This window comes from Paraburkholderia sp. HC6.4b, from assembly GCF_014200875.1.
Classification (GTDB): Bacteria; Pseudomonadota; Gammaproteobacteria; order Burkholderiales; family Burkholderiaceae; genus Paraburkholderia; species Paraburkholderia tuberum.
Genome location: NZ_JACHDC010000007.1, coordinates 277908 through 303474 on the forward strand (window position 1 = coordinate 277908; position 25567 = coordinate 303474).

At 62.0% G+C, this 25567-nt stretch carries 19 protein-coding genes and 2 pseudogenes; all 21 read left to right on the forward strand.

Annotation, left to right across the window (positions count from 1 at the left end):
* Window positions 1-34: 34 nt before the first annotated feature.
* The 21 genes and pseudogenes from HDG34_RS13475 to gltA all read left to right on the forward strand — a co-directional run bounded on the left by HDG34_RS13475 (window position 35) and on the right by gltA (window position 25539).
* Window positions 35-2395, forward strand: coding sequence for an efflux RND transporter permease subunit (locus tag HDG34_RS13475; RefSeq protein WP_184060704.1), 2361 nt, complete (start codon window positions 35-37; stop codon window positions 2393-2395).
* A 17-nt stretch (window positions 2396-2412) separates the two neighbouring features.
* Window positions 2413-3378 carry a YCF48-related protein gene (locus tag HDG34_RS13480; protein ID WP_184060706.1) on the forward strand — a complete coding sequence of 322 codons (966 nt, stop codon included), beginning with the start codon at window positions 2413-2415 and terminating at the stop codon, window positions 3376-3378.
* Between the two features lie 87 nt (window positions 3379-3465).
* Window positions 3466-4944: an FAD-dependent oxidoreductase gene (locus tag HDG34_RS13485; protein ID WP_184060708.1), complete on the forward strand. Its 1479-nt coding sequence runs from the start codon at window positions 3466-3468 to the stop codon at window positions 4942-4944.
* Complete coding sequence (locus tag HDG34_RS13490) at window positions 4945-5625, forward strand: c-type cytochrome (RefSeq protein WP_184060710.1); 681 nt, start codon at window positions 4945-4947, stop codon at window positions 5623-5625. It abuts the gene before it with no gap.
* Window positions 5626-5852: 227 nt separating this feature from the next.
* Window positions 5853-6986 carry a trans-acting enoyl reductase family protein gene (locus HDG34_RS13495; RefSeq protein ID WP_184060712.1) on the forward strand — a complete coding sequence of 378 codons (1134 nt, stop codon included), beginning with the start codon at window positions 5853-5855 and terminating at the stop codon, window positions 6984-6986.
* A 56-nt stretch (window positions 6987-7042) separates the two neighbouring features.
* Window positions 7043-8596 carry a class I adenylate-forming enzyme family protein gene (locus HDG34_RS13500; protein ID WP_184060714.1) on the forward strand — a complete coding sequence of 518 codons (1554 nt, stop codon included), beginning with the start codon at window positions 7043-7045 and terminating at the stop codon, window positions 8594-8596.
* Window positions 8597-8621: 25 nt separating this feature from the next.
* Window positions 8622-9863: a thiolase family protein gene (locus HDG34_RS13505; RefSeq protein WP_184060716.1), complete on the forward strand. Its 1242-nt coding sequence runs from the start codon at window positions 8622-8624 to the stop codon at window positions 9861-9863.
* A 178-nt stretch (window positions 9864-10041) separates the two neighbouring features.
* Entirely contained in the window at window positions 10042-11385 is a 1344-nt protein-coding gene (locus HDG34_RS13510) for an FAD-binding oxidoreductase (RefSeq protein ID WP_184060792.1), read from the forward strand.
* Between the two features lie 380 nt (window positions 11386-11765).
* Entirely contained in the window at window positions 11766-12329 is a 564-nt protein-coding gene (locus tag HDG34_RS13515) for a TetR/AcrR family transcriptional regulator (RefSeq protein WP_311734911.1), read from the forward strand.
* A gap of 198 nt (window positions 12330-12527) precedes the next feature.
* Window positions 12528-13817: an acyl-CoA dehydrogenase family protein gene (locus HDG34_RS13520; RefSeq protein ID WP_184060720.1), complete on the forward strand. Its 1290-nt coding sequence runs from the start codon at window positions 12528-12530 to the stop codon at window positions 13815-13817.
* A 34-nt stretch (window positions 13818-13851) separates the two neighbouring features.
* Window positions 13852-13965 (forward strand): annotated as a pseudogene (locus HDG34_RS13525) (electron transfer flavoprotein subunit alpha/FixB family protein); the annotation flags it as partial.
* A 299-nt stretch (window positions 13966-14264) separates the two neighbouring features.
* Window positions 14265-15749, forward strand: a complete 1485-nt coding sequence (locus HDG34_RS13530) for an FAD-dependent oxidoreductase (protein WP_184060722.1) — start codon at window positions 14265-14267, stop codon at window positions 15747-15749.
* Window positions 15750-15759: 10 nt separating this feature from the next.
* Window positions 15760-16416: a c-type cytochrome gene (locus HDG34_RS13535; protein WP_184060724.1), complete on the forward strand. Its 657-nt coding sequence runs from the start codon at window positions 15760-15762 to the stop codon at window positions 16414-16416.
* A gap of 34 nt (window positions 16417-16450) precedes the next feature.
* Window positions 16451-17128, forward strand: coding sequence for a hypothetical protein (locus HDG34_RS13540; RefSeq protein ID WP_184060726.1), 678 nt, complete (start codon window positions 16451-16453; stop codon window positions 17126-17128).
* Entirely contained in the window at window positions 17129-17944 is an 816-nt protein-coding gene (locus HDG34_RS13545) for a hypothetical protein (protein ID WP_260321154.1), read from the forward strand.
* A gap of 70 nt (window positions 17945-18014) precedes the next feature.
* A pseudogene (locus HDG34_RS13550) lies at window positions 18015-18212 on the forward strand (helix-turn-helix domain-containing protein); the annotation flags it as partial.
* Window positions 18213-18462: 250 nt separating this feature from the next.
* Entirely contained in the window at window positions 18463-20265 is a 1803-nt protein-coding gene (locus HDG34_RS13555; RefSeq protein WP_184060728.1) for an acyl-CoA dehydrogenase, read from the forward strand.
* Complete coding sequence (locus HDG34_RS13560) at window positions 20265-21953, forward strand: electron transfer flavoprotein-ubiquinone oxidoreductase (RefSeq protein WP_409259346.1); 1689 nt, start codon at window positions 20265-20267, stop codon at window positions 21951-21953. Before HDG34_RS13555 ends, HDG34_RS13560 begins: the two co-directional genes overlap by 1 nt.
* 57 nt (window positions 21954-22010) lie before the next feature.
* Window positions 22011-23198 (forward strand): beta-ketothiolase BktB, encoded by a 1188-nt coding sequence (bktB, locus tag HDG34_RS13565; RefSeq protein WP_184060732.1) that lies wholly within the window; start codon window positions 22011-22013, stop codon window positions 23196-23198.
* 33 nt (window positions 23199-23231) lie between these two features.
* Complete coding sequence (locus tag HDG34_RS13570; RefSeq protein ID WP_184060734.1) at window positions 23232-24083, forward strand: 3-hydroxybutyryl-CoA dehydrogenase; 852 nt, start codon at window positions 23232-23234, stop codon at window positions 24081-24083.
* Window positions 24084-24246: 163 nt separating this feature from the next.
* Window positions 24247-25539: a citrate synthase gene (gene gltA / locus HDG34_RS13575; protein ID WP_184060736.1), complete on the forward strand. Its 1293-nt coding sequence runs from the start codon at window positions 24247-24249 to the stop codon at window positions 25537-25539.
* Window positions 25540-25567 lie beyond the last annotated feature (28 nt).

Below are 25567 nucleotides of genomic sequence, written 5' to 3' on the forward strand. Positions count from 1 at the left end.
CCGGAGCTGCCGAAACATTTGAAGGGAAAATGCCGTGTTAAATCGTCTGGTAAAAACGCTGGAAAGGGTGTTCTTCGGTCACCGCATGGCGGTGCTGGTGAGCATTGGCCTGTTCACCGTGGTCATGGCATTTTTTGCCGTGCAGTTGCGGATGGATGCGGGCTTCGAGAAGCAGATGCCGATCGGCCACGAATACATTCAGACTTTCCAGAAGTACCGCTCCGACCTGCTCGGCGCGAACCGGATCACCGTGGTCGTGCGTGCACGCAAGGGCTCGATCTGGACGAAAGAAGGGCTTACGCGACTGTACAAGGTGACCCAGGCGGTGACGTACCTGCCGAACGTGGACCGCATTGGCGTGCAGTCGCTGTGGACGCCGAACGCCTACGTGAACGAGATCACCGACGAGGGCTTCCGCGCGGAGCCAATCATCTCCGGCACGATCACGCCCGACCAGCTCACGCCCGACGTTGTCGCGAAGGTGCGCCGTGCGACGACACTCGGCGGCTATATCGGCACGCTCGTTTCGCACAACGAAGACAGCGCCATGATTACGGCCGAGCTCAACGAGCGGGACCGCAATGGCAAGGTGCTCGATTACGTGGCGTTCAACCACCTGCTCGAAGCCCAGATCCGCAAACCGTTTGAAGATGCGGGCTATGAAATCCAGATCATTGGCTTCGCGAAGCAGATCGGCGATATCGCCGATGGCGCGACCGCCGTGCTCGGCTTCTGCGGCATCGCGTTGCTGCTCACGGCGCTTGCGGTCTACTGGTACTGCCATTCGGTGCGCTTCACGGTGCTGCTGATTTCATGCTCGCTGACATCGCTCGTCTGGCAGTTCGGCACGCTGAAGCTGTTGGGCTTTGGACTGGACCCGCTCGCGGTGCTGGTGCCATTCCTGGTCTTTGCGATTGGCGTCTCGCACGGTGTACAGCAGGTCAATTTCATCGTGCGGGAGATTGCGCACGGCAACAGCTCGTTCGATGCGGCGCGGCACAGCTTCAGTGGTTTGCTGATTCCGGGCGTACTGGCACTCGTCACCGCATTCGTATCGTTTATCACGCTGCTGCTGATTCCGATTCCGATGGTGCGGGAACTGGCAATCACGGCATCGCTCGGCGTCGCATACAAGATCGTGACGAATCTGATCCTGCTGCCGGTGGCGGCGTCATGCTTCAACTTCGCGAAGAGCTACGCGGACAGCGCGCTCGAGCGCAGCGAGCGGCGCTCGGCGTGGTTGCGCGGGCTCGCGCGCATCGCCCAGCCGCGTTATGCAGGCGTGACCGTTGCATTGACGCTGGTGGTGTTCGCACTTGCCGCGTGGCAAAGCCGCGACCGTGTGATCGGCACACTGCAGCCGGGCGCGCCAGAACTGCGTGCGGATGCGCGTTTCAACCGCGATGCCACGTCGATCGCTTCGAGCTACGACATCGGCCTCGACTGGCTCACTGTCGCGATCGAGTCGGCGCAAAAGGGCTGCGATAACCCGGCAGTCGGCCTGTACGAGGACGACCTCACGAGCGCGATGCGCACCGAGCGAGGCGTGGTGTCGGTCGAGTCCTACTCGGCGACGCTGCGCCGCTACAACCAGGGCTACAACGAGGACTACCCGAAGATGAATGTCGTGCCGATCGACCCTGGGAACTACGGCGCGGTCTCGGTGGATGTGGGCCGGGTGAAGGGCTTCATGAAGGCGGATTGCAGCATGACGGCCGTGCACCTGTTTCTCACCGACCACAAGGCCAAGACGATCAGCCGGATCCTGGACGACGTGAAGACGTATCGCGCTACGCATCCGTTCCCGGGCATCACTGTGCGTCTCGCGGCGGGCAATGCGGGCGTACTCGCCGCGACCAACGAGGAAGTGGCAGCGAGCGAACTGCCCATGATGCTCTACGTGTATGCAGCGATCCTGATACTGGTGTTCCTCGCCTACCGCGACTGGCGCGCGATGCTCGCGTGCTGCCTGCCGCTCTCGGTGGCGACCTTCATCGGCTACTGGTTCATGAAGGAACTGCAGATCGGGCTCACGGTGGCGACGCTGCCCGTCATGGTGCTGGCGGTGGGTATTGGCGTGGATTACGCGTTCTATATCTACAACCGGCTGCAGGTGCATCTGGCGGGCGGGCAGAACATCGTGAAGGCTGTGCAGCACGCAATGCTGGAAGTGGGTGTGGCGACGATCTTTACGGCTATCACGCTGGCCATTGGCGTGGCGACGTGGAGCTTCTCGGCGCTGAAGTTCCAGGCCGACATGGGCAAGCTGCTGGCGTTCATGTTCCTGGTGAACCTGCTGATGGCGATGACGGCACTGCCGGCGCTGGCCTCTGTGCTGGAACGGTGGTTCCCGAGGCGCAAACCGGCGCGTGCGCCTGGACTCTTCAGCCATTGAACAGGGGAGACGCAGTCATGATCAAGATACTTGTTGCCTGTGCCGCGCTGTGCGCGAGTGCGGCAGTCTGGGCTCTGCCGCCGGGAGCCATTGCGGAGTGGGCGGCGATGCCCGCACACGCGTGGGCGGCCCCGTCCCACATGATGCTGCTGGACGCCACGCGTGCGGGTAAGCGCATCGTGGCGGTGGGCGAGCACGGCGTCATCGTTATATCGGATGACGAAGGAAAGACGTGGCGCCAGGCGAAAGGAGTGGCTGTTTCGGCGACGCTCTCGGCAGTCACCTTTACCGACGCGCAGCACGGCTGGGCGGTCGGCCAGTGGGGCGTGATTCTCGCAACGGGCGACGGCGGCGAGACCTGGCAGAAGCAGCGGATGGACCTCTCGGTGGACCAGCCGCTCTTCTCAGTGCTGTTCACGAGCCAGAGAGATGGCGTGGCCGTAGGCCTATGGTCGCTGATGCTCGCCACGCACGACGGCGGCAAGACGTGGACGAAGGTGACTGTGCCGAAGCCGCCGGGTGGCACGAGGGCGGACCGCAACCTGTACCACATTTTTGCCGACAGCAAGGGCGCGCTCTATATCGATTCGGAACAGGGGATGGTGCTGAAGTCCACGGATGGTGGCGCGAACTGGAGCTATCAGGCAACGGGCGGCAAGGGCACGCTGTGGACGGGCGTGGCGCTGCCCGACGGGCGGATCGTGGTGGGCGGGCTGCTGGGCAGCCTGTACCAGAGCAGCGACGGCGGGGCGACGTGGGCGGCGCTGAACGCGGGCACGAAGAGTTCGATCACCGATCTCGTAGCGACTCGAAACGGACTGATGGGCGTCGGGCTCGATGGCCTTGTGTTCCGGCAACGCGAGGGCAGCACGTCGTTCGAGGTTCATCAGCGCGACGATCGCGCAACGCTCACCGTGGCATTGATTGATGGCGCCGGCAAACCGGTGTTGTTTTCGCAGGAGGGGGTGCTGACGATCCATTGAGAAGCGCCAGTCGCTACCTTATTAAGAGTTCTCCTTAAGAGCGGAGAAGAAAGGGGAGAAACAATGAAACTGAATTGGGCATGAAAGATGGATCGGAAACGTAAGCCGGATACACAGACCCGGCGCCAGCTGCTACGCGTTACGGCGATGGGCGCGGCGTCACTCGCGGCCGGCGGCATGTCGCTGGCACAGGCCGCCGTAACGAAGCCCATGAACGGCGACATTCTGGACGTCGCGATCATCGGCGCGGGTCTCGCTGGATTGACCGCGGGCCGTGACCTCAAACTGGCCGGATGCGATTCGTTCGTCGTGCTCGAGGCACGCAACCGCGTCGGTGGACGCACCTATAACCACGACCTCGGACACGGCGTCGTTTCCGAAGCCGGAGGGCAGTGGATCGGTCCCGGCCAGACCGCGATCTTCGATCTGGCACGTCAACTCGAGATCGATACGTTTCCGAGCTGGTACACGGGTAAGACCGTCGTGATGGCGCAGGGCGCTACGGTGGCCCAGGATTTTCATGGCGGCACGGGGGGTGACGACACGATCGGCAACCGGCTTGCCCAACTGTCGCGCGGCGTGCCGTCCGGCGCGCCGTGGAAAGCACCGCATCTGGCGGAACTGGACAAGCTCTCTTACGGCGAGTGGCTCTTGCAGCAGGGCGTGAAATACGAGGACGGCTACTTTCTCGCGCTAGCCGCGAAGCTGACCACGGGCGGTGCGCCGGCGCAGCTGGGTCTGCTGCACTACTTATCGATGATCAACAGTGCAAGCTGCAACTACACGCAGCTCGAAGCGTTCAAGGGCGGCGCGCAGGAAACGCGCATCGTCGGCGGTTCGCAGCGTCTGAGCATCAAGATGGCCGAGCAACTCGGCGACAAGGTCAGGCTGTCCTCGCCCGTGCGCAAGGTCACCGGCTGGGATCGTGACGTCGTGGAGGTGCACACCGATCAGGGCGTGGTTAAGGCGCGTCGTGCGATCGTCGCGATGAATCCGGCCCTGTGCAATCAGGTTGTTTTCGATCCGCCGTTGCCCGGCGGGCGGGCGCAACTCCAGCAGAACTGGCCCACGAACGCCCCCATGCGCAAGACGGTCCACGTCTACGACAAACCGTTCTGGCGCGACGCCGGTTATTGCGGAACGATCTTTCAGGTCGGTGGCCCCGTCTTCATGGCGTACGACAACTCGCCTCCCGATGCATCGCTCGGCGTGATCGCCGCATTCGTCGCGCCCGGGATGTTGCCGGACGATTCCGCGATGGCCGAAAAGACGCTGTCGGCCACTTTTGCCAAGGCATTCGGCGACCGCGCGCTGCATCCGACGCAGTTCCACGACTACGACTGGGGCCGGGTCGATCCATGGACCCTGCATTGCATCAATCCCATGCCGCCGGGCTTCTGGACCAGGTGGGGCAAGTATCTGCATCCCGAAGTGGGGCGCCTGATCTGGTCAGGGACCGAAACCGCCGACATCTGGGCCGGCGCGATGGACGGTGCCGTGCGTTCGGGCCACCGCGCTGCCTTGCAGGCGCTGGCCGGCTTCACTCGACGCGGCGAGGAGGCGTGAATGAAACGGGCATGGATCGTAAGCGCAGCCGCTGTGCTGGCAGGCGTCGCGGGCGTGGGAGCGCTCTACGGACGCGATTACGTCGACGGTATTCATTTCGAAAAGGCGATGAGCGAGATCGACAAGACGGCAGTGGCCAACGGTGGCCCATGGCCGCAACCGCAGGAGACCTGCTACTTCCGCCACGGTGCGTACGGGCAGTCCGTCAACGCCTGGTATCCGGCGCTGTCCGGACAGCCAGAAGCTTATCTCGTCGCCCAGTTGCACGCGTTTGCCGGCGACCTGCGACCTAACCCCCACATGGGGGCGATTGCGAGGGAGCTTACGGACGAGCAGATCAAGTCGTTGGCTGTCTATTTCGCGCGGCAGACGCCGGCCCAAAGCGAAGCGGTGCACGGCCAGGCGGCGCTCGAAAAGCGCGGGATGGCGCTCGTAGCGGCGAAAAGCTGTCAGGCCTGCCACGGGGCGTCGTTCATGGGCCGCAACCTGGTGCCACGACTGGCGGGCCAGGGCGAAGCCTATCTCGCGAAGCAGCTTGCTGCGTTCAAGACGGGCGAGCGTCGTGACCCGAGCGGCGCAATGAACGGGATGGCGGCCACGTTGTCCGGCGAAGACATCCAGGCGGTGGCCAGCTATCTGGCGAACCTGACGCCGGGTGGCAGCGCGGCAGGCACGCAATAGCTGCCATGGCGTAACGGGCAGGAACAGTGGGGTGACAGGGGAATACCCTGTATTTTTTTCAGTTTCGTTAAGTTGTCGATATGACCTAAGTTGGGTATTTTGTTCTATTAATGAGGCGTGCTTCATCGCAACACTGCACTGACTGACGGTGCTGTTTGTCAGCCGCCGGCGACATCCCCGCATTTGACAGACGCAACATTTAACCAATCACGTTTCAGGAGACAAGCATGGCAAAGCATCCCGTCGTCGTTTATGGCGCAAGTGGTTACACCGGCATGTTGATCATGGACTGGCTCATCGACCAGGACATTCCCTTTACGGCGGTCGCGCGTAACGCGAAGCGCACGCAGGACATGATGGCGCAGCGTGTCGTGCGCCTCGAATCGGCGAACTACGAAGTCATCGAAGCCGAGCACAACGTGGATTCGCTCGTGAATGCCTTTCGCGGTGCAAAGGTCGTGTGCAACACGGTCGGGCCGTTCTTCAATTTCGGCCTTACCGCCGTGGAAGCGGCGCTCAAGGCAGGCTGCCATTACCTCGACACCACTGGCGAGCAGCACTATATCCGCCAGGTTCGCGAACAGTTCGGCGAGAAGTTCCGGCAGGCGGGGCTGCTGGTATCGCCCTCGAATGCCTACATGTACACGTTCGCGGAAATCGCCGCCGAACTGGCGCTTGAAACGCCCGGCATCGATGCGCTGGAGACCGCCACGCTCACGCGCGGCCCGCGCGGCGCCGGCGCCGGTGTGAGCGTGGGCTCCACTGCGACCATCTTCGAAGGCTATCGTCAGGAAGCATGCTATCTGTGGGAAAAGAAGCTGGTGCCGCATGACTGCCACGCTTCGTTCAACATCGCCTCTCCCGACTTCCTTCAGCCCGTGTTCGCCCTGCCGTGGGGCGGGACGTCGCTGCCGGTCTACTTCGAGCACGATCCGCGCGTGCGCAGCTGCGTTTCCTGCGTGGGCTTCTACGACAACAATGCGATGCAGATGGTGCACGCGCTCGGACAGAAGTGGGAAGCCGAGTACGCGAACTTGCCGCGCGAGCAGCAGGATGCGGTGCTCAAGCAGCTCGTCGACTCGACCACGCCGGCCATGCCGCCGCGCGAACGCACGTCGCTTCATCGCACTGTCGACTTCGCGATCGGTCGCGGCCAGCTCTCGGCCGTGCGCGCGACCGTGCACGGCATCACGCCGTACATCGCGACCGGCGCCATCCAGACGGCCGCGGCTATCAAGCTCCTCGACGGCGAGACTGCGAAGGTGGGCTTCGCCTCGGGTTCCAAGGCATTCGGGCATCGCTATCTGCTCGGCTTCCTCGAGCAGCGTGGGCTCGCGCGCGCGACCGTCGCTCAGCTGTAAGCGCCGCGAGCGCGCAGTTTCGGTACAGATTCAGGACAGACAGGGAAACACGGGATATGGCAATCATTGACTTCTTCGACCGCGGTTGGCGCATCAACCCCAACGGCATCGCCTACATCCAGGACGAGCGTAGCTATTCGTTCGATGAGGTGCACACGCTGTCGTGCCGCATCGCTAACGGCCTGCTCGCTGCCGGCTTCGAAAAGGAAGCGAAGGCAGCGGTCTGGGCCGACAACGACGTCACGGCATGGACCTGCACGCTGGCGCTGTGGCGTGCGGGTGTGGTGTGGATCCCGGTGAACGGGCGCAACGCGCCGCAGGAGAACCAGTACCTCCTCGACGCGTTCGATTGCGAAGCGCTGTTTTTCCACCAGGCGTTCGCACCGGCGATCGAAGCGCTGCGTCCCAGTCTGCCCATGGTCAGGCTCTGGGTCTGTATCGATGCCGATCTGCCGTGGGCGCCGTCGCTCGAGAAGTGGAGCGCGGCGCAACCTGCGACAGAGCCGCGCGTCGATTACGACATGGACGACATCGTGACCCTTTCGGCCACGGGTGGAACGACGGGTTTGCCGAAGGGTGTGATGAACACGCATCGCGCGTTTCAAACCTACTTCGCGCAGTTCATGATGGCGTTTCCGTATGGCGTGGAGCGTCCGGTGAATCTCGCCGCCGCGCCCATGACGCATACTGCGGGAATGCTCTCGCTGCCGTGCACCGCGCGCGGCGGCACGGTGGTCGTGTTGCCCAAGCCGGAGCCGGCGCTTCTTCTCGCGGCGATCGCGAAGCATCGGGTCACGGAGTTCTTCCTGCCGCCGACGGTCATCTATCGCCTGCTCGATATCCCCGGCATCGAGGACCAGGATTTTTCGTCGCTCAAGTGCTTCCTGTACGGCGCCGCGCCGATGTCGGTGGAGAAGCTCAGGCGCGCGATCGTGGTGTTCGGTCCGGTTATGGCGGGCGGCTACGGACAGACGGAAGCCCCCGCGTCCATCTCCTATCTCACGCCTGCCGAGCACTTCGTCGACGGCAAGCCTGCGCCGGACAGCCGGCTCTCGTCGGTCGGCAGGCCCAACCCGCTGATCCGCGTCGAAATCATGAACGATCGCGGCGAGATCCTGCCGCAGGGCGAGACCGGCGAAATCTGCGTGCGCGGCGACCTTGTCATGAAGGGCTACTACAAGGCGCCGGAGAAGACCGGGGAAACGATCATCGACGGCTGGCTGCACACGGGCGACGTCGGTCATCTGGATTCCGAAGGGTATCTGCACATCACCGACCGCAAGAAGGACATGATCATCAGCGGCGGCTTCAACGTGTATCCGAGCGAAGTCGAGCAGGTGATCTGGGCCCATCCGGCGGTGCAGGATTGCGCGGTGATCGGTGTGCCCGACGAAAAGTGGGGGGAGGCCGTGAAGGCGGTGGTGGAGCTCAACGCGGGTCAGAGCGTCAATGCCGAAGATCTCGTGGCGTTGTGCAAGGAGAAGCTCGGCTCGATCAAGGCACCGAAGACTGTGGACTTCGTCGCGGCACTGCCTCGCAGTACGGCCGGCAAGGTGCTGAAGAAGGATCTGCGCGAGCAGTACTGGCAGGGTCAAACCCGCCGGATCTGAGTCTGCAACTTTGAGATAAAACACCATGAGCGACATTTACATCGCCGGCATTGCAATGACCGTGTTCGGCCGGCACTTCGAGCGCAGCATCCACGATCTCGCGGGCGAAGCGCTACGCGGAGCATTGAAGGATGCGGGTTGCGATGCTGGGGCGATCGGCGCGGCTTTCTATGCCGGCATCACCAATGGGCCGCTGCAGGGCCAGCTGTCAATTCCGGGGCAGGTCGTGTTCAGCAAGATCGGGATTGAAGGCATTCCGGTCTACAACGTCGAAAACGCCTGCGCATCGGGCAGCACCGCGGTGCATCTCGCAGCGCAGGCACTTCGGTCGGGCGCCTGCGATGTGGCGCTCGCGCTCGGCGCGGAGAAGATGAACGTCGCGGACAAGGCGAAGTCATTCGCCCTGTTCGAGGCGGGCTGGGACGTGTCGCGCGTCGACGAAAACTTCGCCAGGCTGATGAAGCTCGGCGAAGGCATCGAGCCGCCGCCCGGATCGGAGTCCGATCGGCCCTATAGCCGCTTCATGTCGGTCTACGCCGCGCTGTGCCGGTATCACATGAAGACCTACGGCACCACGCAACGCCAGATCGCCGCCGTGTCGTCGAAGAACCATCTGCATTCGGTGCACAACCCGTATTCGCAGTTCCGCCAGCCGTTCACGATCGACGAAGTACTTGCGGCACCGCCGATCACGTATCCGATCACGCTGCCGATGTGCGCGCCGGTTACGGACGGTGCGGCAGCGGCGATCCTCTGCACCACGGAGGGGCTGCGGCGCATCGGCGCCGACCACAAGCGTTGCATCCGGATTGCGGCGAGCGTGATCCGCAGCTTCACGCATCGATGCGCCGACGAGCCGGAAAAGAACATCGGCCGCCTCGCCGCGCTGCAGGCCTATCAACAGGCAGGCCTCGGCCCCGAGGACATAGATGTCGCAGAAGTGCACGACGCGTCGGCAATGGGGGAAATCATCCAGGCTGAAAATCTGCAACTGGTCCCGATCGGCCAGGGCGGCCCCGCAGCCGAGCGCGGCGAGTGCACCCTCGGCGGGCGTATTCCAATCAACACATCCGGCGGCCTCGAATCGAAAGGCCATCCACTGGGTGCGACGGGAATCGCTCAGCTATACGAACTGGTGACTCAACTGCGCGGCGAAGCGGGCGCGCGTCAGGTATCCGGCGCGCGGCACGCAATTCAGGAAAACGGCGGCGGATTTCAGGGTATCGAAGAGGCGGCGCTCGCCGTCCACATTCTGAGCAAGACTTGAAGGAGCTTGCATGAGCGAGACAACGGAAACCCAGGCAGGACAGCAAGGCGACTCGCGCTCCGGAGTGAACCGCCGCACTTTCCTCAAGGGCGCGGCGGCAGTAGCCGTAGTGGTGCCGGCAGTGGCGGCCACGCAATGCGCGCGCGTCGAATCGGCTGGGCCAGTGGAGGAGGCCAAAATGACCGCTGACATGGAGAAGTACCGCACGCTTGGCGGCTGGGTGGAAAGGCCGGGCGACATACAGCCGGAACTCGTGGGCGACACGAGTGCGGATGTGATCATCGTCGGCGCCGGGTTTGCCGGGCTGTCGGCTGCGCTGGAACTGGTCAGGCACGGAGCGAAAGTGATCGTGCTCGAGCGCGAGTTTGCCGGCTTTGGTGCAAGTGGACGCAACGCTGGCTATCTGGCCGGCGCACTCGCGCTCGAGTACGATCTTTTTCTCAAGGACATAGGCAACCAGAAAGGCAGGGAGATCGTTCGCTACTACGAGGAGGCAGTCCCCTTCGTGGAGGGAAAGCTCAAGGAGCACGAGATCGACTGCGACTATAACCAGACGGGCATTATCCGCGCGGGCATCGATCCGGCGCAGGAAGACAAGGTGCGCGAGGACATGCGAACCGGCGCCGAGCTGGGCTTTCAGTCGGAGTTTCTCGATCAGGCCGAGATGCGTGCGCGTGGCATTCCGCCTGCGTTCCTGTTTGGCAACTACGTGCCGCGCGGGGGCACGCTCCATCCCGGCAAGTACGTGATGGGGCTCAGGCGCGCGGCTCTGCGGGCAGGCGTGAAGATATACGAGAACACGCCGCTGCTGTCTTACACGGAAGGGCCGGTCATCATGGTGCAAACTCCGCGAGGCAGTGCGAGTGCCCCGGCTCTGATGCTGGCCACCAACGCCTATACGCCGCAACTCGGCCTGCTTGCAGACAAGGTCGTGCCGTTACGGGTCTCGGCGATCGAGACCGAGCCGCTTTCCGACGCTCAGCGCAAGGCATTGGGTTGGCTGCGACGCGAAGGCATCGTGACGGCGCACTGGACCATGGAAAGCCATCGCCTGACCGTCAATAACACGCTCGTGGTGACGACCAAGCGCCTCCGTTATCCATACGGCTCCAAAACACCGAACGTACCCGACTATGATTCGTATCGCGAGCTGCGCACGGCTCTGCATGACCGCTTCCCGACCCTCAAAGGCATCGCGCTGCGGGCATGCTGGAGCGGCTATATCAGCTTTGCCAATGACGCGCTGCCGGTCGTCGGGGCAACGGGCGCGCATCAGAACATTTTCTACAGCGCTGGGTGCTCCGGGCATGGCGTGGCCGCCCAGTCCATGGTGGGAAACATGATCGCCGGGCGGATTCGCGGCACCGAAAATCCGCTCCTTTCGGCGCTGGATCACAAGACGCCGTCGACACTGCCCGAGCCGTTGCGATGGTGCGTCATGAATGGGGCGCTGGGCGTGGTGAACGTGCTCGACGACCGTGTGAACGGCAAGGCGCGTGCCGCGCAAGCGCAGCGGGCGTAATGCGATCAGCGCCACAGAATGCTTTCGGAGACCATGTCGCTCGAGGCCCCGATGGGGGCATTCGGAGAGTCGCTTGATGTTTGACTACTGCGAATTGAGGTGATATTGGGCGAGGACGAACGCTGCATCACGCGCCCGCCATGAAAATGGATGTTCAACCTGGTGTAAGGTATAGTCATGTTTACCTAGAGAACGGTTCGTGTGACCGCGTTGCTTCGCTTCGGCGAGGCGTCATACTTCACTCAGGACGGAAAGCGATGACAGTGCCAAAAGAACCCAGCACCCGTAAGCGGCGCCCGTCGAGCGCAGCACCTTCCACGGGAACCGCACCCGACGGACTGCGGGCCCAGGGCATACGTACGCGCAATGCCATTATTCGTGTGGCGAGGAAGCTCCTGCTCGAGAATGGTCCCATGGACTTCTCGCTGCGTGCCGTTGCGCTGAAAGCGGGAATCAGTGTCAGCAACCTCCAATACTACTTCCCGACGCGGCCTGACGTCGTGCGGGCGGTGATGGCGCCGGTGATCGACACGTATCTCGATGTTCTGAAACAGGCGCTCCAGAACAATGCCTCGCCACGTGAGGCAATCGACGCCATTCTCGATCAGTCGTTGCGGGACGCGAAGGACTCGAAGAACATCCCGCTGTGGTGGCATTTCTTTTCGTTTGCGTCTACAGACCCCGAGTGCGCACAGATGCGAGACGAATGGTACGACACCTTGACAAGCGAATTTGCCCAGCTCATTCGCGCCGTGAATCCGGAGCGTGGGGCGGCCGAGAGTGCACATATCGCCATGTTGCTCATTTCAATGGTGGACGGAATGACACTCCATCTGGGCACCGCGCGCAGCAAGCGCGCATATATGCGAGGGTTCGAAGCGAAATTTCTTCAGGTCGCGCATGAGATGGTGTGGGGGAAGACTGTCGACGCCAAGGCGGCTTAGGGCAGGTCACGCCAGTTCTGGCCCCGGCAGCCACAGCTGCCATGGCAGTGTAGAAAGAGGACAGGGGAATACCCTGTCTTTTTTTTTCAGCTAGTGTTTTGTATTGTTGCCTATGTTTGTATTTGTGTTCTATAAGTGAAATGACCGGGTTGTCGGGCAGTCCGGTCGACATGCGTCCAGGAGAGGAGGAGTACCGAAATGATTCGACTGCACAAGTCCGTAGGGTTGCCGCTGGCAGGATTGACCGGTTTCGAAACGCCGATGAGCGAGGAGGAGCGTGCGATCCAGGACACGGTTCACCGTTTCGCGCGCGATGTACTGAAGCCCGTCGGCCGCGAACTCGACCGCATGACGCCGGAGGAAGTGATCGCGCCCGGTTCGCCTTACTGGGCCGCCATGATGGAAAGCGCGAAACTGGGCCTCGATCCGCAGCTTCTCACGCAGCTTCCCCCAGACATGGCGGTGCGCATCGAATCGCTGATCGGCGAAGAGCTCGGCTGGGCTGATGCTGGGCTTGCCGTTTCGATCGGCGTGGCGCCCGCTCCGTTGATGATGGCGCAGTCGGTTGGCAATCAGGAGCTGATCGACATGTGCACCGGCAAGATCGGCTGCTGGATGAACACCCAGCCCGACCGCGGCTCCGATGCCGCGATTCTCTACCGCGACGAGATCAGCGCGGGCGGCAAGCAGCCGGTCGGCAACCTCACGGCGAAGGTGGGCACGGACGAGATCGTCATCAACGGGCAGAGTTCGGCGTGGATCTCGAACGGCTCGGTCGCGCAGGTGGCTCTTGCGTATATGGCTGCAGACTACGGTGACGGCTTCTACGGTACCGGCGAACATGGCATGTTCACCAACGGCGTGGGCATGATCATTCCGCTCGATCTGCCGGGTATCTCGCGCGGCAAGCCGCTCGACAAGATTGGCCAGCGCTCGCTGCCGCAGGGCGAGATCTACTTCGACAACGTGAAGGTGCCCAAGCGTTTCGCCGTTGCATTGCAGGACGATTATCTCGGCAATCTGGCCTCGACCTGGTCGTTCGCCGGCACGCACATGTGCCAGGTGTTCGTGGGTGTGGCCCGCGCCGCGTTCGAACTGGCACTGGCGTATTGCCACGAACGTAAGCAGGGCGGGGCGCTGTTGATCGATCACCAGATGACGCAATTGCGCGTGGGCGAGATGCTGCGTCGGCTGGAGATGGCGCGGGCCATTGCGCGACGCAGCCTCGCGTTCTCGCGCCTGTCTCCGAAGAGCCATCCCTACGCGACGGCCCAGGCCAAAGTCAGCGTGACCGAGGAAGCGATGAAGATCACGCACGAGGCCTTCCAGCTCTTCGGCGGCAATGGCACCACCCGCGAATTCCCGATCGAGAAACTGTTCCGCGATGTGCGGTCCGCACTGATCGAAGATGGAGAGAACTACCACCTCACGTTGCGCCTCGGCGTGCTGGCCGGAAAGCTCTACCAGGGCGGGTGGACGAAGGAGTAAAGATGTCGTCGGCCCGATGTCGCGGCGTGGCGTCAGGGTAATCGTGGCGGTCAACAAGGACGGAGAAGCGCCCATCTTCAGCGTGGCTGATTACGGTCTCGTCGGCGACCTTTTCCAGGTGGTGCCGGAGTTGGTGTCGTTAATCTGAGCGCATAAAAGGTGGGATGTCGCGAGCAGGCTTCGAGATACAGGGGAATACTCTGTATTTTTTTCTGTTTTGTTTGTGTGTATTATGACCTATCTTTGGTTGATTGTACTAACACAGATAAGCGGAGCAGCAGACTTCGCGGTTCCCAGCCAGGCGCGCGAATGAATGTGAAAGGATTCCGAATGATTCTGGCAGCAGGGTGTAGCGATCGGATATGGAGCCTGGAACCTGGCGCCTGAGCAGAGCGGCTTCGGTGAGCCACAAGGAGCGGGAACCTTCATCACGTAGACAGAGGCACTATGGCAAAAAAATCTTCCCCTGACGGCGCTGCGAACCTGCAGCGCAGGCAATGGCTCAAATATGCCAGTGCCTCGGCTGCTGTTGGCACGCTCGCCATGGGTGCCCGACAGTCGCATGCCGCGGTTACCAAGGCCGCGCAAGGCGCGGACGGCATTCTCGACGTCGCCATCATTGGAGCGGGGCTGGCCGGACTGACCGCCGCGCGAGACCTGCGTCAGGCGGGCTGCGAGTCCTTTCTGGTGCTGGAAGCCCGGGATCGTGTGGGGGGACGAACACTCAACTACAACATCCCCGGTGGCTTCGTTTCGGAAGTCGGCGGGCAATGGATGGGGCCCGGCCAGACCGCCGTCGCTGATCTCGCGCGTGAACTGGGCGTCGGGACGTTCCCAACCTACTACGACGGCAATACGGTCATTCTGGGCGGTGCGGGGCGTGTGACAGTCGATCTGAAGGGCACGTTCGGCACCGACGAGGCGGTCGGAGCAAGGCTCGGCAGGCTGTCACGCGACGTGCCTTGTGGTGCGCCGTGGACGTCCTCGAAGGTCGGCGAACTGGACAAGCTCTCGGTCGGCGATTGGCTGGCGAGGCAGGACATCAAGCCTGAAGACCAGGTGGCATGGAATGCCAGCAGCATTCTCTCGGGCGGCGCAGCGCCGGCGAAGATGGGGTTGCTGCATTTCCTTTCGATGATCAATTCGGCGGATTGCGATTATTCGCAGCTCGACAGCATCAAGCACAGCGCCCAGGAAACCCGCTTCGTCGGCGGCTCGCAAATCCTCAGCATCAAGATGGCCGGGCAACTGGGCGACAAGGTGCGACTGTCTACGCCGGTTCGCCAGATTTCCGGATGGGACGGCGACGTTGTCACCCTGCATACCGACCATGGAGAAGTGCGGGCACGGACCGTCGTCGTGGCCATCCATCCGGCTTTGTGTCATCAGGTGCAGTTCGATCCGCCTCTGCCCGACAAGCGCGCGGCCTTGCAGCGCGCATGGCCCGCGCATTCCCCTGCACGGAAGACGGCCATGGTCTATCGCCGCCCGTTCTGGCGCGACAAGGGCATGAACGGCAGCATCTTCCAGGTCAATGGCCCCATCCTCTGGGCCTTCGACAACTCCCCGCCCGCTGGGGAGATCGGGGTGATCAACGCGTTCGTCGAGAATGGGATGGTCCCCTCGGAGCGGGACGCGGCAATGGCCATGCACAAGCAACTCTACGCGCAGGCATGGGGCGACGATGCGCTGTCTCCCATCGCCTACCACGATCAGGACTGGAGCCGGGTCGATCCCTGGACCATTACCTGTATTTCCGCCATTCCGCCGGGCTTCTGGAGCGCCCACGGAGAAGCGCTGCACCCGTCGTGCGGCAAGCTGATCTGGTCGGGGACGGAGACGGCGAATATCTGGGCCGGCTACATGGATGGCGCCGTGCGCTCCGGCCATCATGGCGCGCTTCAGGCACTGAATGCCCTGCGTCGGGCGTAAGAGGGCAGCGATGAAAAAATACCTATTGATTGGCATTCCTTTGGTTATCGTCCTGCTGCTGGCCGTTTTCGGTTCTGATCTGCTAGGTCTCTACAGGCTTCAGGGCTATATCACTACTTCGACAGCAGCCTATCTCGCCGACGGCGGCCCCTGGCCGCACGTGACCGACACCTGCACTGTGTGTCACGGCGTCAAGGGCAATTCGCTTCATCAGGGCTATCCGAGCCTGGCGGGCCAACCGGCCCCCTACCTGGAAACCCAACTCCACAATTTCGCCGGTGAGGCGCGGCGCAATCCGAACATGGGACCTCTCGCGATGACGATGAGCGATCCGCAGATCAAATCCCTCGCTGAGTATTTCGCCGGTGCGACCCCTGTCGCGAATCGCTACTTCAAGCCGGATCAGCAACTGCGCGAGAAGGGACAGCACCTGGTGGCTGCGGGCAACTGTGTCGCATGTCACGGTTCCCAATTGATGGGCCACGATCAGTTTCCGCGTTTGGCTGGTCAGGGATATGACTATCTGCTCGCGCAGTTCGACGAGTTCGCTTCCGGCACCCGAAGCGAACCCACCGGCGTAATGAAAAGCCTGTCGCAAGGCTTTTCACCGGAAGACCGCAAGGCTATCGCGAGCTATCTGGCAAACCTCGATCCGAAGAAAAATTGACCAATCAGATGCAACCGGAGTTAGGAGTTTAGTCATGGACCTCAGATCTTTAGTTCTTATGCTCTCTAGTGGTTTGCTGGCATTGAGCTCATTTTTCTACGGCTGGAAGATCGTTAAGAAACGAAACTATCTTCTCGGGCTGGAGATGTGGATTGTCGGTATCTCCGCGACGAACGCGATCGGATTCTTTGCCACTGGCAATGCAGTTTCCTATGAGGTAGCGCACTTCTTCGATGCGTTCTCTCGCGGATTCGGCATGCCCATCATCGCCGTCGCGGGCATGATGGCGATTACGCATGGCTACAAGCCGTCAATTCGCCAGGACGTCGCGGCATTCGTCGCCTCGTTTGCGCTCACATTCGTCCTTGTGGGAGCGGATTTCATCGCTGGCGTTTTGCCCTATTACTATCTGGCGATGTGGATCTGGCTGTCGATCTATCTCGCGTATTTCATCGTGCGATTGCTGAACGTCGGCGCGATGCTTGAGGCGCTGGGCGTGGCAGTGGCGCTGGTGACGTCGCTCGCGATTGCCGGCATCTACGATTTCTACAAGATTCCTGGTGAGGAAACCAACGTCGTGCTCAATTTTTACACGCTTGCGCTGTGCACGTGGGCCTACTTCATGCCGGCGATCTATTACGGCTACTGCGCCCTTGAGCGTGTTCGAAGCGGGAGCGTGGCTTCGAGGAACGCTACTCCCTACTGCAATTGAATGAAGAACGTTGCTGTTGCCGCGGTCCGCGACAACCGGGAGTTATGCGCGGGCGGCGCTGAAGGTTTTATCCTGGAGACTATGATGAATCAGACCTCGCGCAAGGTAATGCGCTTTACGGCTTGGAGTGCCATCATCGGCGGCATTCTGGCGTACGCGAATGTTGGATTGTCTGTCGCGGTGACGGGCCCGGATGCGGACATGGTGCTGCATGGTGTATCGATGCTGGCATTGCCACCGGATATCCGCGAACTGTTCCGCTGGTGCATGGTTGCCGACACGCTTGGCTTCTACCTGCCGTTCCTCGTCATCGGCGGATACTTCGTGCACGTATTTCGTGAGGAGTTGGGCGCGCTCGGCAACATGGTGGCAATGGCCGTCGTGCTGTATGTCATGGTGGGCGTGACAGGCGCAGTTCTGCAGTTTGCAATCCTTCACCCGCTGGCACATCTGTATGCGGGCGGGGACGATGCCACGAGAGGCGCAGCGGCGGCAGTATGGACAGCGGTAGCCAATGGGACGCAAAACGGGCTCTGGTGGATCGAAGGCCCCCTCGTGCTTTTCTGGACGTTGATTGCGGCCAAACTGCTCAAGAACGCGGGCTGGAAGGGAGCGATTCTGTTGAAGATCGTCGGCTGGGCTTTCGGCTTGTTTTTCGTGTTCGGCTTTTTTCCGGATCTCGACGCGCTTTCGAATGCCAGTGAAATGGTCGTCGTGCTGGTTCTGCCGCTGTGGATGTTGTTGTTCGGCTGGCAGTTGCTCCGCCGCGCACGGACGTTACCGGCACGCTTGCATGGCGTTGGCGCAACCACTTAAGGCATTGCTCGGGTTTGCTCCGCTTGTCCTCTCGGCGTGGGGTGAGTTCGGTCTGCAATCGGCCGAGGTCCTTGGTCAGGAACTGATGCTGAAACTCGCGCACGGCGTGGCGTCCTGGCTCGTCGGCCAGAAGATTCCGCTGCTGCAAGTCCGCTTTGCGTTTCCGCGTCCACCGCATGATATCGGCTTCGATGATCCGACCGCCTTCCATCGGGCCTTTCGGCACTGGACGGGCAGCACACCAGGCGCGTACCGCCGCGGCACCTGATTCCATTGACAACACCGGGCCTTCACGAGGGGCCGGTGTTGTCGCGCATCGGCCGTGAAAAACGCGCCGCGCCACGGCTACACGACCGGATTGCTCGTATTCCGTGGCCGACTTTGTCAATAGATGGTCCGGTTCGGTCAGCCGGATTCGCCATGTTCGAGGCTACGATGTCCGTCAATCGTTGCCGTGCAGGACCTGGCGTTCCAGTGTCTTGGCACCCCTTTAAATTCCACCATTGGGAAGACACAGGATGAGCTATTCCGCGCCCGTCAAGGACATGCTGTTCGCCATGAATGAACTTGCAGGTCTCGAACACGTGTCGACGCTGCCCGGCTTCGAGGACGCGACAGTTGAAACTGCGCAGGCAGTCCTCGAAGAAGCCGCCCGCTTTAATGCGGACGTGCTGGCGCCACTGAATGTCGAAGGAGACAGGAACCCGAGCAGCTGGACGGATGGGGCGGTCACCGCCTCGCCAGGCTTCAAGGAAGCATTTCAGCAGTTCGCCGAGGGCGGCTGGCAGGGTGTCGTTCACCCCATCGAATATGGCGGCCAAGGGTTGCCGAAACTGCTTGCCACACCGTGCATCGAAATGCTGAATGCCGCGAACCTGTCGCTTGCGCTGTGTCCGTTGTTGACCGACGGCGCGATCGAGGCGCTATTGACCGCGGGCAGCGAGGAGCAGAAGCAACGCTACGTGCCGAAGCTGATCTCTGGCGAGTGGACCGGTACGATGAACCTCACTGAACCGCAGGCCGGTTCCGATCTCGCGCTCGTGCGCACACGCGCTGAACCCTGCAACGACGGCACATACCGCATTTTCGGAACGAAGATCTTCATCACCTGGGGCGAGCACGATATGGCGGGGAACATCGTGCACCTTGTGCTCGCGCGGATACCGGACGCGCCGCAAGGTGTGAGGGGTATTTCGCTCTTTATCGTCCCGAAGTTCATGATCAACGACGACGGCACGCTTGGCGCGCGCAACGACGTGCAGTGTGTGTCGATCGAACACAAGCTGGGCATCAAGGCGAGCCCCACGGCGGTGTTGCAATTTGGTGATCACGGAGGCGCAATCGGTTACCTGATCGGCGAGGCCAACCGCGGGCTCGAGTACATGTTCATCATGATGAACGCGGCGCGCTTCGGTGTCGGCGTGCAGGGCATCGCTGTTGCCGATCGCGCGTACCAGAAAGCCGTTGCCTATGCGAAGGAGCGCGTGCAGAGCCGGCCGGTTGACGGTTCGGCTAAACAGTCAGTGGCGATTATTCAGCATCCCGACGTGCGCCGCATGCTCGCGACGATGCGCGCGTTGACGGAAGGAGCCCGTGCGCTCGCCTACGTCGCTGCTGCCCACAGCGACATCGCGCATCGTCACGCCGACGAGCCGGTGCGAGCCGACCATCAGGCGATCTACGAATATCTGGTGCCAGTCGTGAAGGGTTGGAGTACGGAGCTGTCGATCGACGTCGCGAGCCTGGGCGTACAGGTGCATGGCGGGATGGGTTTCATCGAAGAGACTGGCGCCGCGCAGTACTACCGCGACGCACGCATTCTGACGATCTACGAAGGTACGACCGCGATCCAGGCGAACGACCTGGTCGGACGCAAGACGCTCCGCGACGGCGGTGCAGTCGCCAAGGTGTTGATTGAGCAGATTGACGAAACGCTTGCGGCGTTGTTGGAGCATGCCTCGTACGAGTCCAGCCCAGCGTTCCAGGTGCTTTACCGTCATCTTGCGGCGGGTCGCGTTGCGCTGGCGAACGTCGTCGAGTTTGTGCTCGCCCGAGCCCAGCAGGAACCGAACGTGGTGTTTGCCGGCAGTGTGTCGTATCTGAAGCTGGCCGGCATCGTGCTGGCTGGCTGGCAGTTCGCCCGGGCGCTACTGGTGGCCACGGAGAAGCGCAGCGACGATCCGTCGTTCTACGACGCGAAGATCGCGACGGCACACTGTTTCGCGACGCAGGTCCTGCCGCAGGCACTCGCGTTGGAAGCGGCCATCGTCGGCGCGCAGGATGACGTGGGCGTGCTGGCGCTGACGGAAGACCAGTTCTGATGCAAGGGGGGATCATGACTGAAGCTCGCCTCATCGAGCAATACGGTCCACGCGAGTCGATGGAATACGACGTCGTGATCGTCGGCGGCGGCCCGGCTGGGCTGTCCGCGGCGATCCGGCTGAAGCAGTTGGCCGCGGAGAAGGGCGTCGAGCTTGGCGTGTGCGTACTGGAAAAAGGCTCGGAGATCGGGGCGCATATCCTCTCGGGCGCGGTGATGGACCCGCGTGCGATCACCGAACTGATTCCCGACTGGAAGGAAAAAGGCGCGCCGCTGACGGTGGACGTGACCGACGACAGATTCCTGTTCCTGACGGAAACCGGTTCGAAGAGCGTGCCGACCTGGGCGCTGCCGGACAATTTCAAGAATCACGGCAATTACGTGATCAGCCTCGCGAATGTGACGCGCTGGCTGGGTCAGCAGGCTGAGGCGTTGGGTGTCGAGATCTTCCCGGGCTTTCCGGCTGCCGAGATTCTGTACAACGACGATGGTTCGGTCAAAGGCGTCGCGACCGGCAACCTCGGCATCGGCAAGGACGGCGAACCGACCGGGAACTTCCAGCTCGGCATGGAACTGCACGCGAAATACACGCTGTTCTGCGAAGGCGCGCGCGGGCATCTCGGCCGTCAACTGAATGACAAATTCAGGCTGCGCGAAGGCGCCGATCCGCAGGTCTACGGCATCGGCATCAAGGAACTGTGGGAGATCGATCCGTCGAAGCACAAGCCGGGTCTGGTGATGCACACGGCCGGCTGGCCGCTCGAAAACGACACGTATGGCGGCTCGTTCCTCTATCACATGGACAACAACCAGGTGGTGGTGGGCTTCGTGGTCGGCCTCGGCTATTCGAATCCGTATCTGTCGCCGTTCGAGGAATTCCAGCGCTACAAGACCCATCCGGCGATCCGCGCGATTCTCGAAGGCGGCAAGCGGGTGTCGTACGGCGCGCGCGCGATCACCGCGGGTGGCCTGCTGTCGCTGCCGAAGCTGGTGTTCCCGGGTGGCGCGCTGGTGGGCGACGATGCGGGTTTCCTGAACGCATCGCGGATCAAGGGCTCGCATGCGGCGATCAAGACCGGCATGCTGGCGGCGGAGGCTGCTTTTGAAGCCGTGCAGGCAGGCCGCACCAGCGATGAACTGACGGCCTATCCGGAGTCGTTCAAGACCTCGTGGCTTCACACGGAATTGCATCGTGCGCGCAACTTCAAGCAGTGGATGAGCAAGGGCCTGTACCTCGGCACGCTGATGGTCGGCATCGAGCAGAAGCTGCTCGGCGGCAACGTGCCTTGGACACTGCATCACCAGCATTCCGATCACGAGATGCTGAAGCCCGCATCGCAGTGCAAGCAGATCACGTATCCGAAGCCAGATGGCAAGCTGACCTTCGACCGATTGTCTTCCGTGTTCATTTCGAACACCAACCACGAAGAGAATCAGCCGGCTCACCTGACGCTGAAAGACCCTTCAGTGCCGGTGAATGTGAACTGGCAGACCTATGCCGGCCCCGAGTCACGCTACTGCCCGGCTGCCGTCTACGAGTTCGTCAGGAACGACGACGGCAGCGAACGCCTCCTGATCAACGCGCAGAACTGCGTGCATTGCAAGACGTGCGATATCAAGGACCCGACGCAGAACATCGTGTGGGTGACGCCTGAAGGCGGCGGCGGTCCGAATTATCCGAATATGTGATCGGCCGACAGCGCTTCGTTTCAAGAAGGGCACGGCAACCAATTCAAGGAGCAACTGATGCAGAGGGAAGTCGTTGTTGTCAGTGGTGTCCGCACGGCCGTCGGGAAATTCGGCGGCAGTCTGAAGGATCTGCCACCGACTGAGCTCGGCGCGATCGTCGTGCGCGAGGTGCTGGCGCGCGCGCAGCTCGCAGGCGACCAGGTCGGCCACGTCGTGTTCGGAAACGTGATCGCGACCGAGCCCAAAGACCTCTATCTGGCGCGGGTCGCCGCGCTTAACGGCGGCGTCTCCGAAGCGACGCCGGCCTTTACCGTCAACCGGCTTTGCGGGTCGGGCCTGCAGGCGGTCGTCTCTGCTGCGCAAACCATTCTGCTCGGCGACGCGGATGTAGCGATCGGCGGCGGCGCGGAGAACATGAGCCGCGCCCCGTATGTGACGCCCGATGCGCGCTTCGGTGCGCGCATGGGCGACGCCCGCCTGATCGACATGATGCTCGGCGCGCTGAACGATCCATTCCATGCGGTGCCGATGGGGGTTACCGCGGAGAACGTCGCGCAGAAGTACGGCATCACGCGTGACCAGCAAGACGCACTGGCGCTGGAATCGCACCGCCGGGCCACCCGCGCGATCGCCGAGGGACGCTTCAAGGAACAGATCCTCCCGATAACGCGGAAAGTCAAAGGCAAGGAGGTCGTGTTCGATACCGACGAGCATGTGCGTCAGGACGTCGATCTGGCGGAACTCACCGGGCTGCGCCCGGTGTTCCAGAAAGAGCGCGGCACGGTGACGGCTGGCAACGCCTCCGGGATCAACGATGCGGCGGCAGCGGTCCTGATGATGGAGCGCAAGGAGGCTGAAGCGCTCGGACGCAAACCGATGGCACGCCTGGTGTCGTACGCGCATGCGGGAGTCGATCCGCGTTATATGGGCATCGGCCCGGTGCCTGCCACGCGCATCGCGCTGGAGCGGGCCGGCCTCACTATCGGTGACCTTGATGTCATCGAGGCGAACGAGGCGTTTGCCGCGCAGGCGTGTGCGGTGGCGCAGGAGTTGCAGCTCGATGCAGCTAAAGTCAATCCGAACGGCTCGGGCATCTCGCTCGGCCATCCGATCGGCGCGACAGGCGCGCTGATCACGGTCAAGGCGCTTTACGAACTGCAGCGCATCCATGGGCGCTACGCGCTCGTGACGATGTGCATCGGCGGCGGCCAGGGCATCGCGGCCGTCTTCGAGAACCTTCAGTGAACGGCACACGAGAACTTGCAGGAGGCGACAGATATGGCAATTGAAACGATAGGAATCGTCGGCGCGGGCACCATGGGCAACGGCATTGCCCAGACTGCCGCGGCGTCCGGACTGAAGGTCATGATGATCGATCTTGCCGAGGCGGCGTTGGTGAAGGGAATGGCGACGCTTACGTCCAGCCTCGAGCGGCTCGTCGCGAAAGAAAAAATCGATGCAGCCACGCGCGACGCGGCGCTCGCCCGCATCGAGACCTCGACCGACTATCAGCGCCTTGCGAACGTCGATCTCGTGATCGAGGCCGCCACGGAAAGCACCGAACTGAAGGTGCGCATCCTGAAACAGATCGAAGCCTCAGCTCGTGCCGACTCGATCATCGCATCGAACACCTCGTCGATCTCCATCACGGCGCTTGCATCTACGCTGTCAGACGCTTCCCGCTTCGTTGGTATGCATTTCTTTAACCCGGTACCGCTGATGCCGCTGGTGGAGATCATCCGCGGCTTGCAGACGAACGATGCCACTGTGCAGGCGATCCGCGAACTGACGACGCGGTTTGGCAAGTCGCCGATCTGCGTCAAGAACGCCCCAGGTTTTGTGGTCAACCGGATTCTGGTGCCGATGATCAACGAAGCGTTCTTCGTGCTTGCAGAGGGCGTTGCCACGGCGGAAGAGATCGACGCCGGCATGTGTCTTGGCGCGAACCACCCAATCGGCCCGCTAGCTCTCGCAGACCTCGTGGGGCTCGATGTCTGCCTGTCCGTGCTAGATGTATTCGCGAAGGATTTCGGTGACCCGAAGTACCGCGCGTGCCCGCTGCTGCGCGAATTCGTGGCCGCCGGCCGGCTTGGTCGAAAGACCGGACAAGGTGTCTACGGCTACGACTGAGCAGCGTGTCGACGAGCGAACTGCACTTATTGTGGGCCGCCAGCCTGGCAGGCTGCGCGATAAGTGGCGGGGTTGTCGAAGAGGACCCGGCCGTGGCTTGTAGTTTTCGATCGTCCGACAGGTACTGGAACTCGACTTTATTATTTTGGAAAACCAGATAGATATGGAACACTCAGCGATCAAGGCGACGTTGTCCTTCAGTGACGAGTCGCCAAGCGTCGAAATGCCGATTTACAAGGGCACGATTGGCCCGGATGTGATCGACATTCGCAAACTGTACGGCCAGACCGGCAAATTCACGTACGACCCGGGCTTCATGTCGACGGCGGCGTGCAATTCGGCGATTACCTACATCGACGGCGACAAGGGCGAACTGCTGTACCGCGGCTACCCGATCGACAACCTCGCGCAAAACGCCGACTTCCTCGAAACCTGCTACCTGCTGCTGAAGGGCGAACTGCCGAACGAGAAGCAGAAGGTCGAATTCGTGAAGACGGTCACGAACCACACAATGGTGCATGAGCAGATGCACTTCTTCTTCCGTGGTTTCCGTCGTGACGCGCACCCGATGGCAATTCTGGTCGCCGCAGTCGGCGCGCTGTCGGCGTTCTATCACGACTCGCTCGACATCAACGATCCGTGCCACCGTGAAGTGTCGGCGATCCGTATGATCGCGAAGCTGCCGACGCTGGTCGCCATGGCGTACAAATACAGCATCGGCCAGCCGTTCGTGTATCCGAAGAACGACCTGTCGTACAGCGCGAACTTCATGCGCATGATGTTCTCGAACCCGTGCGAAGAGTACAAGGTCAACGACGTGCTGGTGCGGGCTCTGGACCGTATCCTGATCCTGCATGCGGACCACGAGCAGAATGCATCAACCTCGACCGTGCGTCTCGCCGGTTCGTCGGGCGCGAATCCGTTCGCGTGTATCGCGGCGGGTATTGCGTGTCTGTGGGGCCCGGCGCACGGCGGCGCGAACGAAGCCGCGCTGACCATGCTGGAAGAAATCGGCTCGGTCGACAACATTCCTGAGTTCATCAAGCAGGTGAAGGACAAGAGCTCCGGCGTGAAGCTGATGGGCTTCGGCCACCGCGTGTACAAGAACTACGATCCGCGCGCGAAGCTGATGCGCGAAACCTGCCACGAAGTGCTCGAAGAGCTGGGCCTGCACGACGACCCGCTGTTCAAGCTCGCGATGGCGCTGGAAAAGATCGCGCTCGAAGACGAATACTTCGTGTCGCGCAAGCTGTACCCGAACGTCGACTTCTACTCGGGCATCGTGCAGCGCGCGCTGGGCATCCCGACGTCGATGTTCACGTGTATCTTCGCGATGGCACGTACGGTCGGCTGGATTGCGCAGTGGAACGAAATGATCGCCGATCCGGAACAGAAGATTGGTCGTCCACGTCAGTTGTTCGTCGGAAACGGTGCTCGCAGAGTAGCTGCTCGCTAGTTCGTATGCGGACATTGTCAACTTGTCC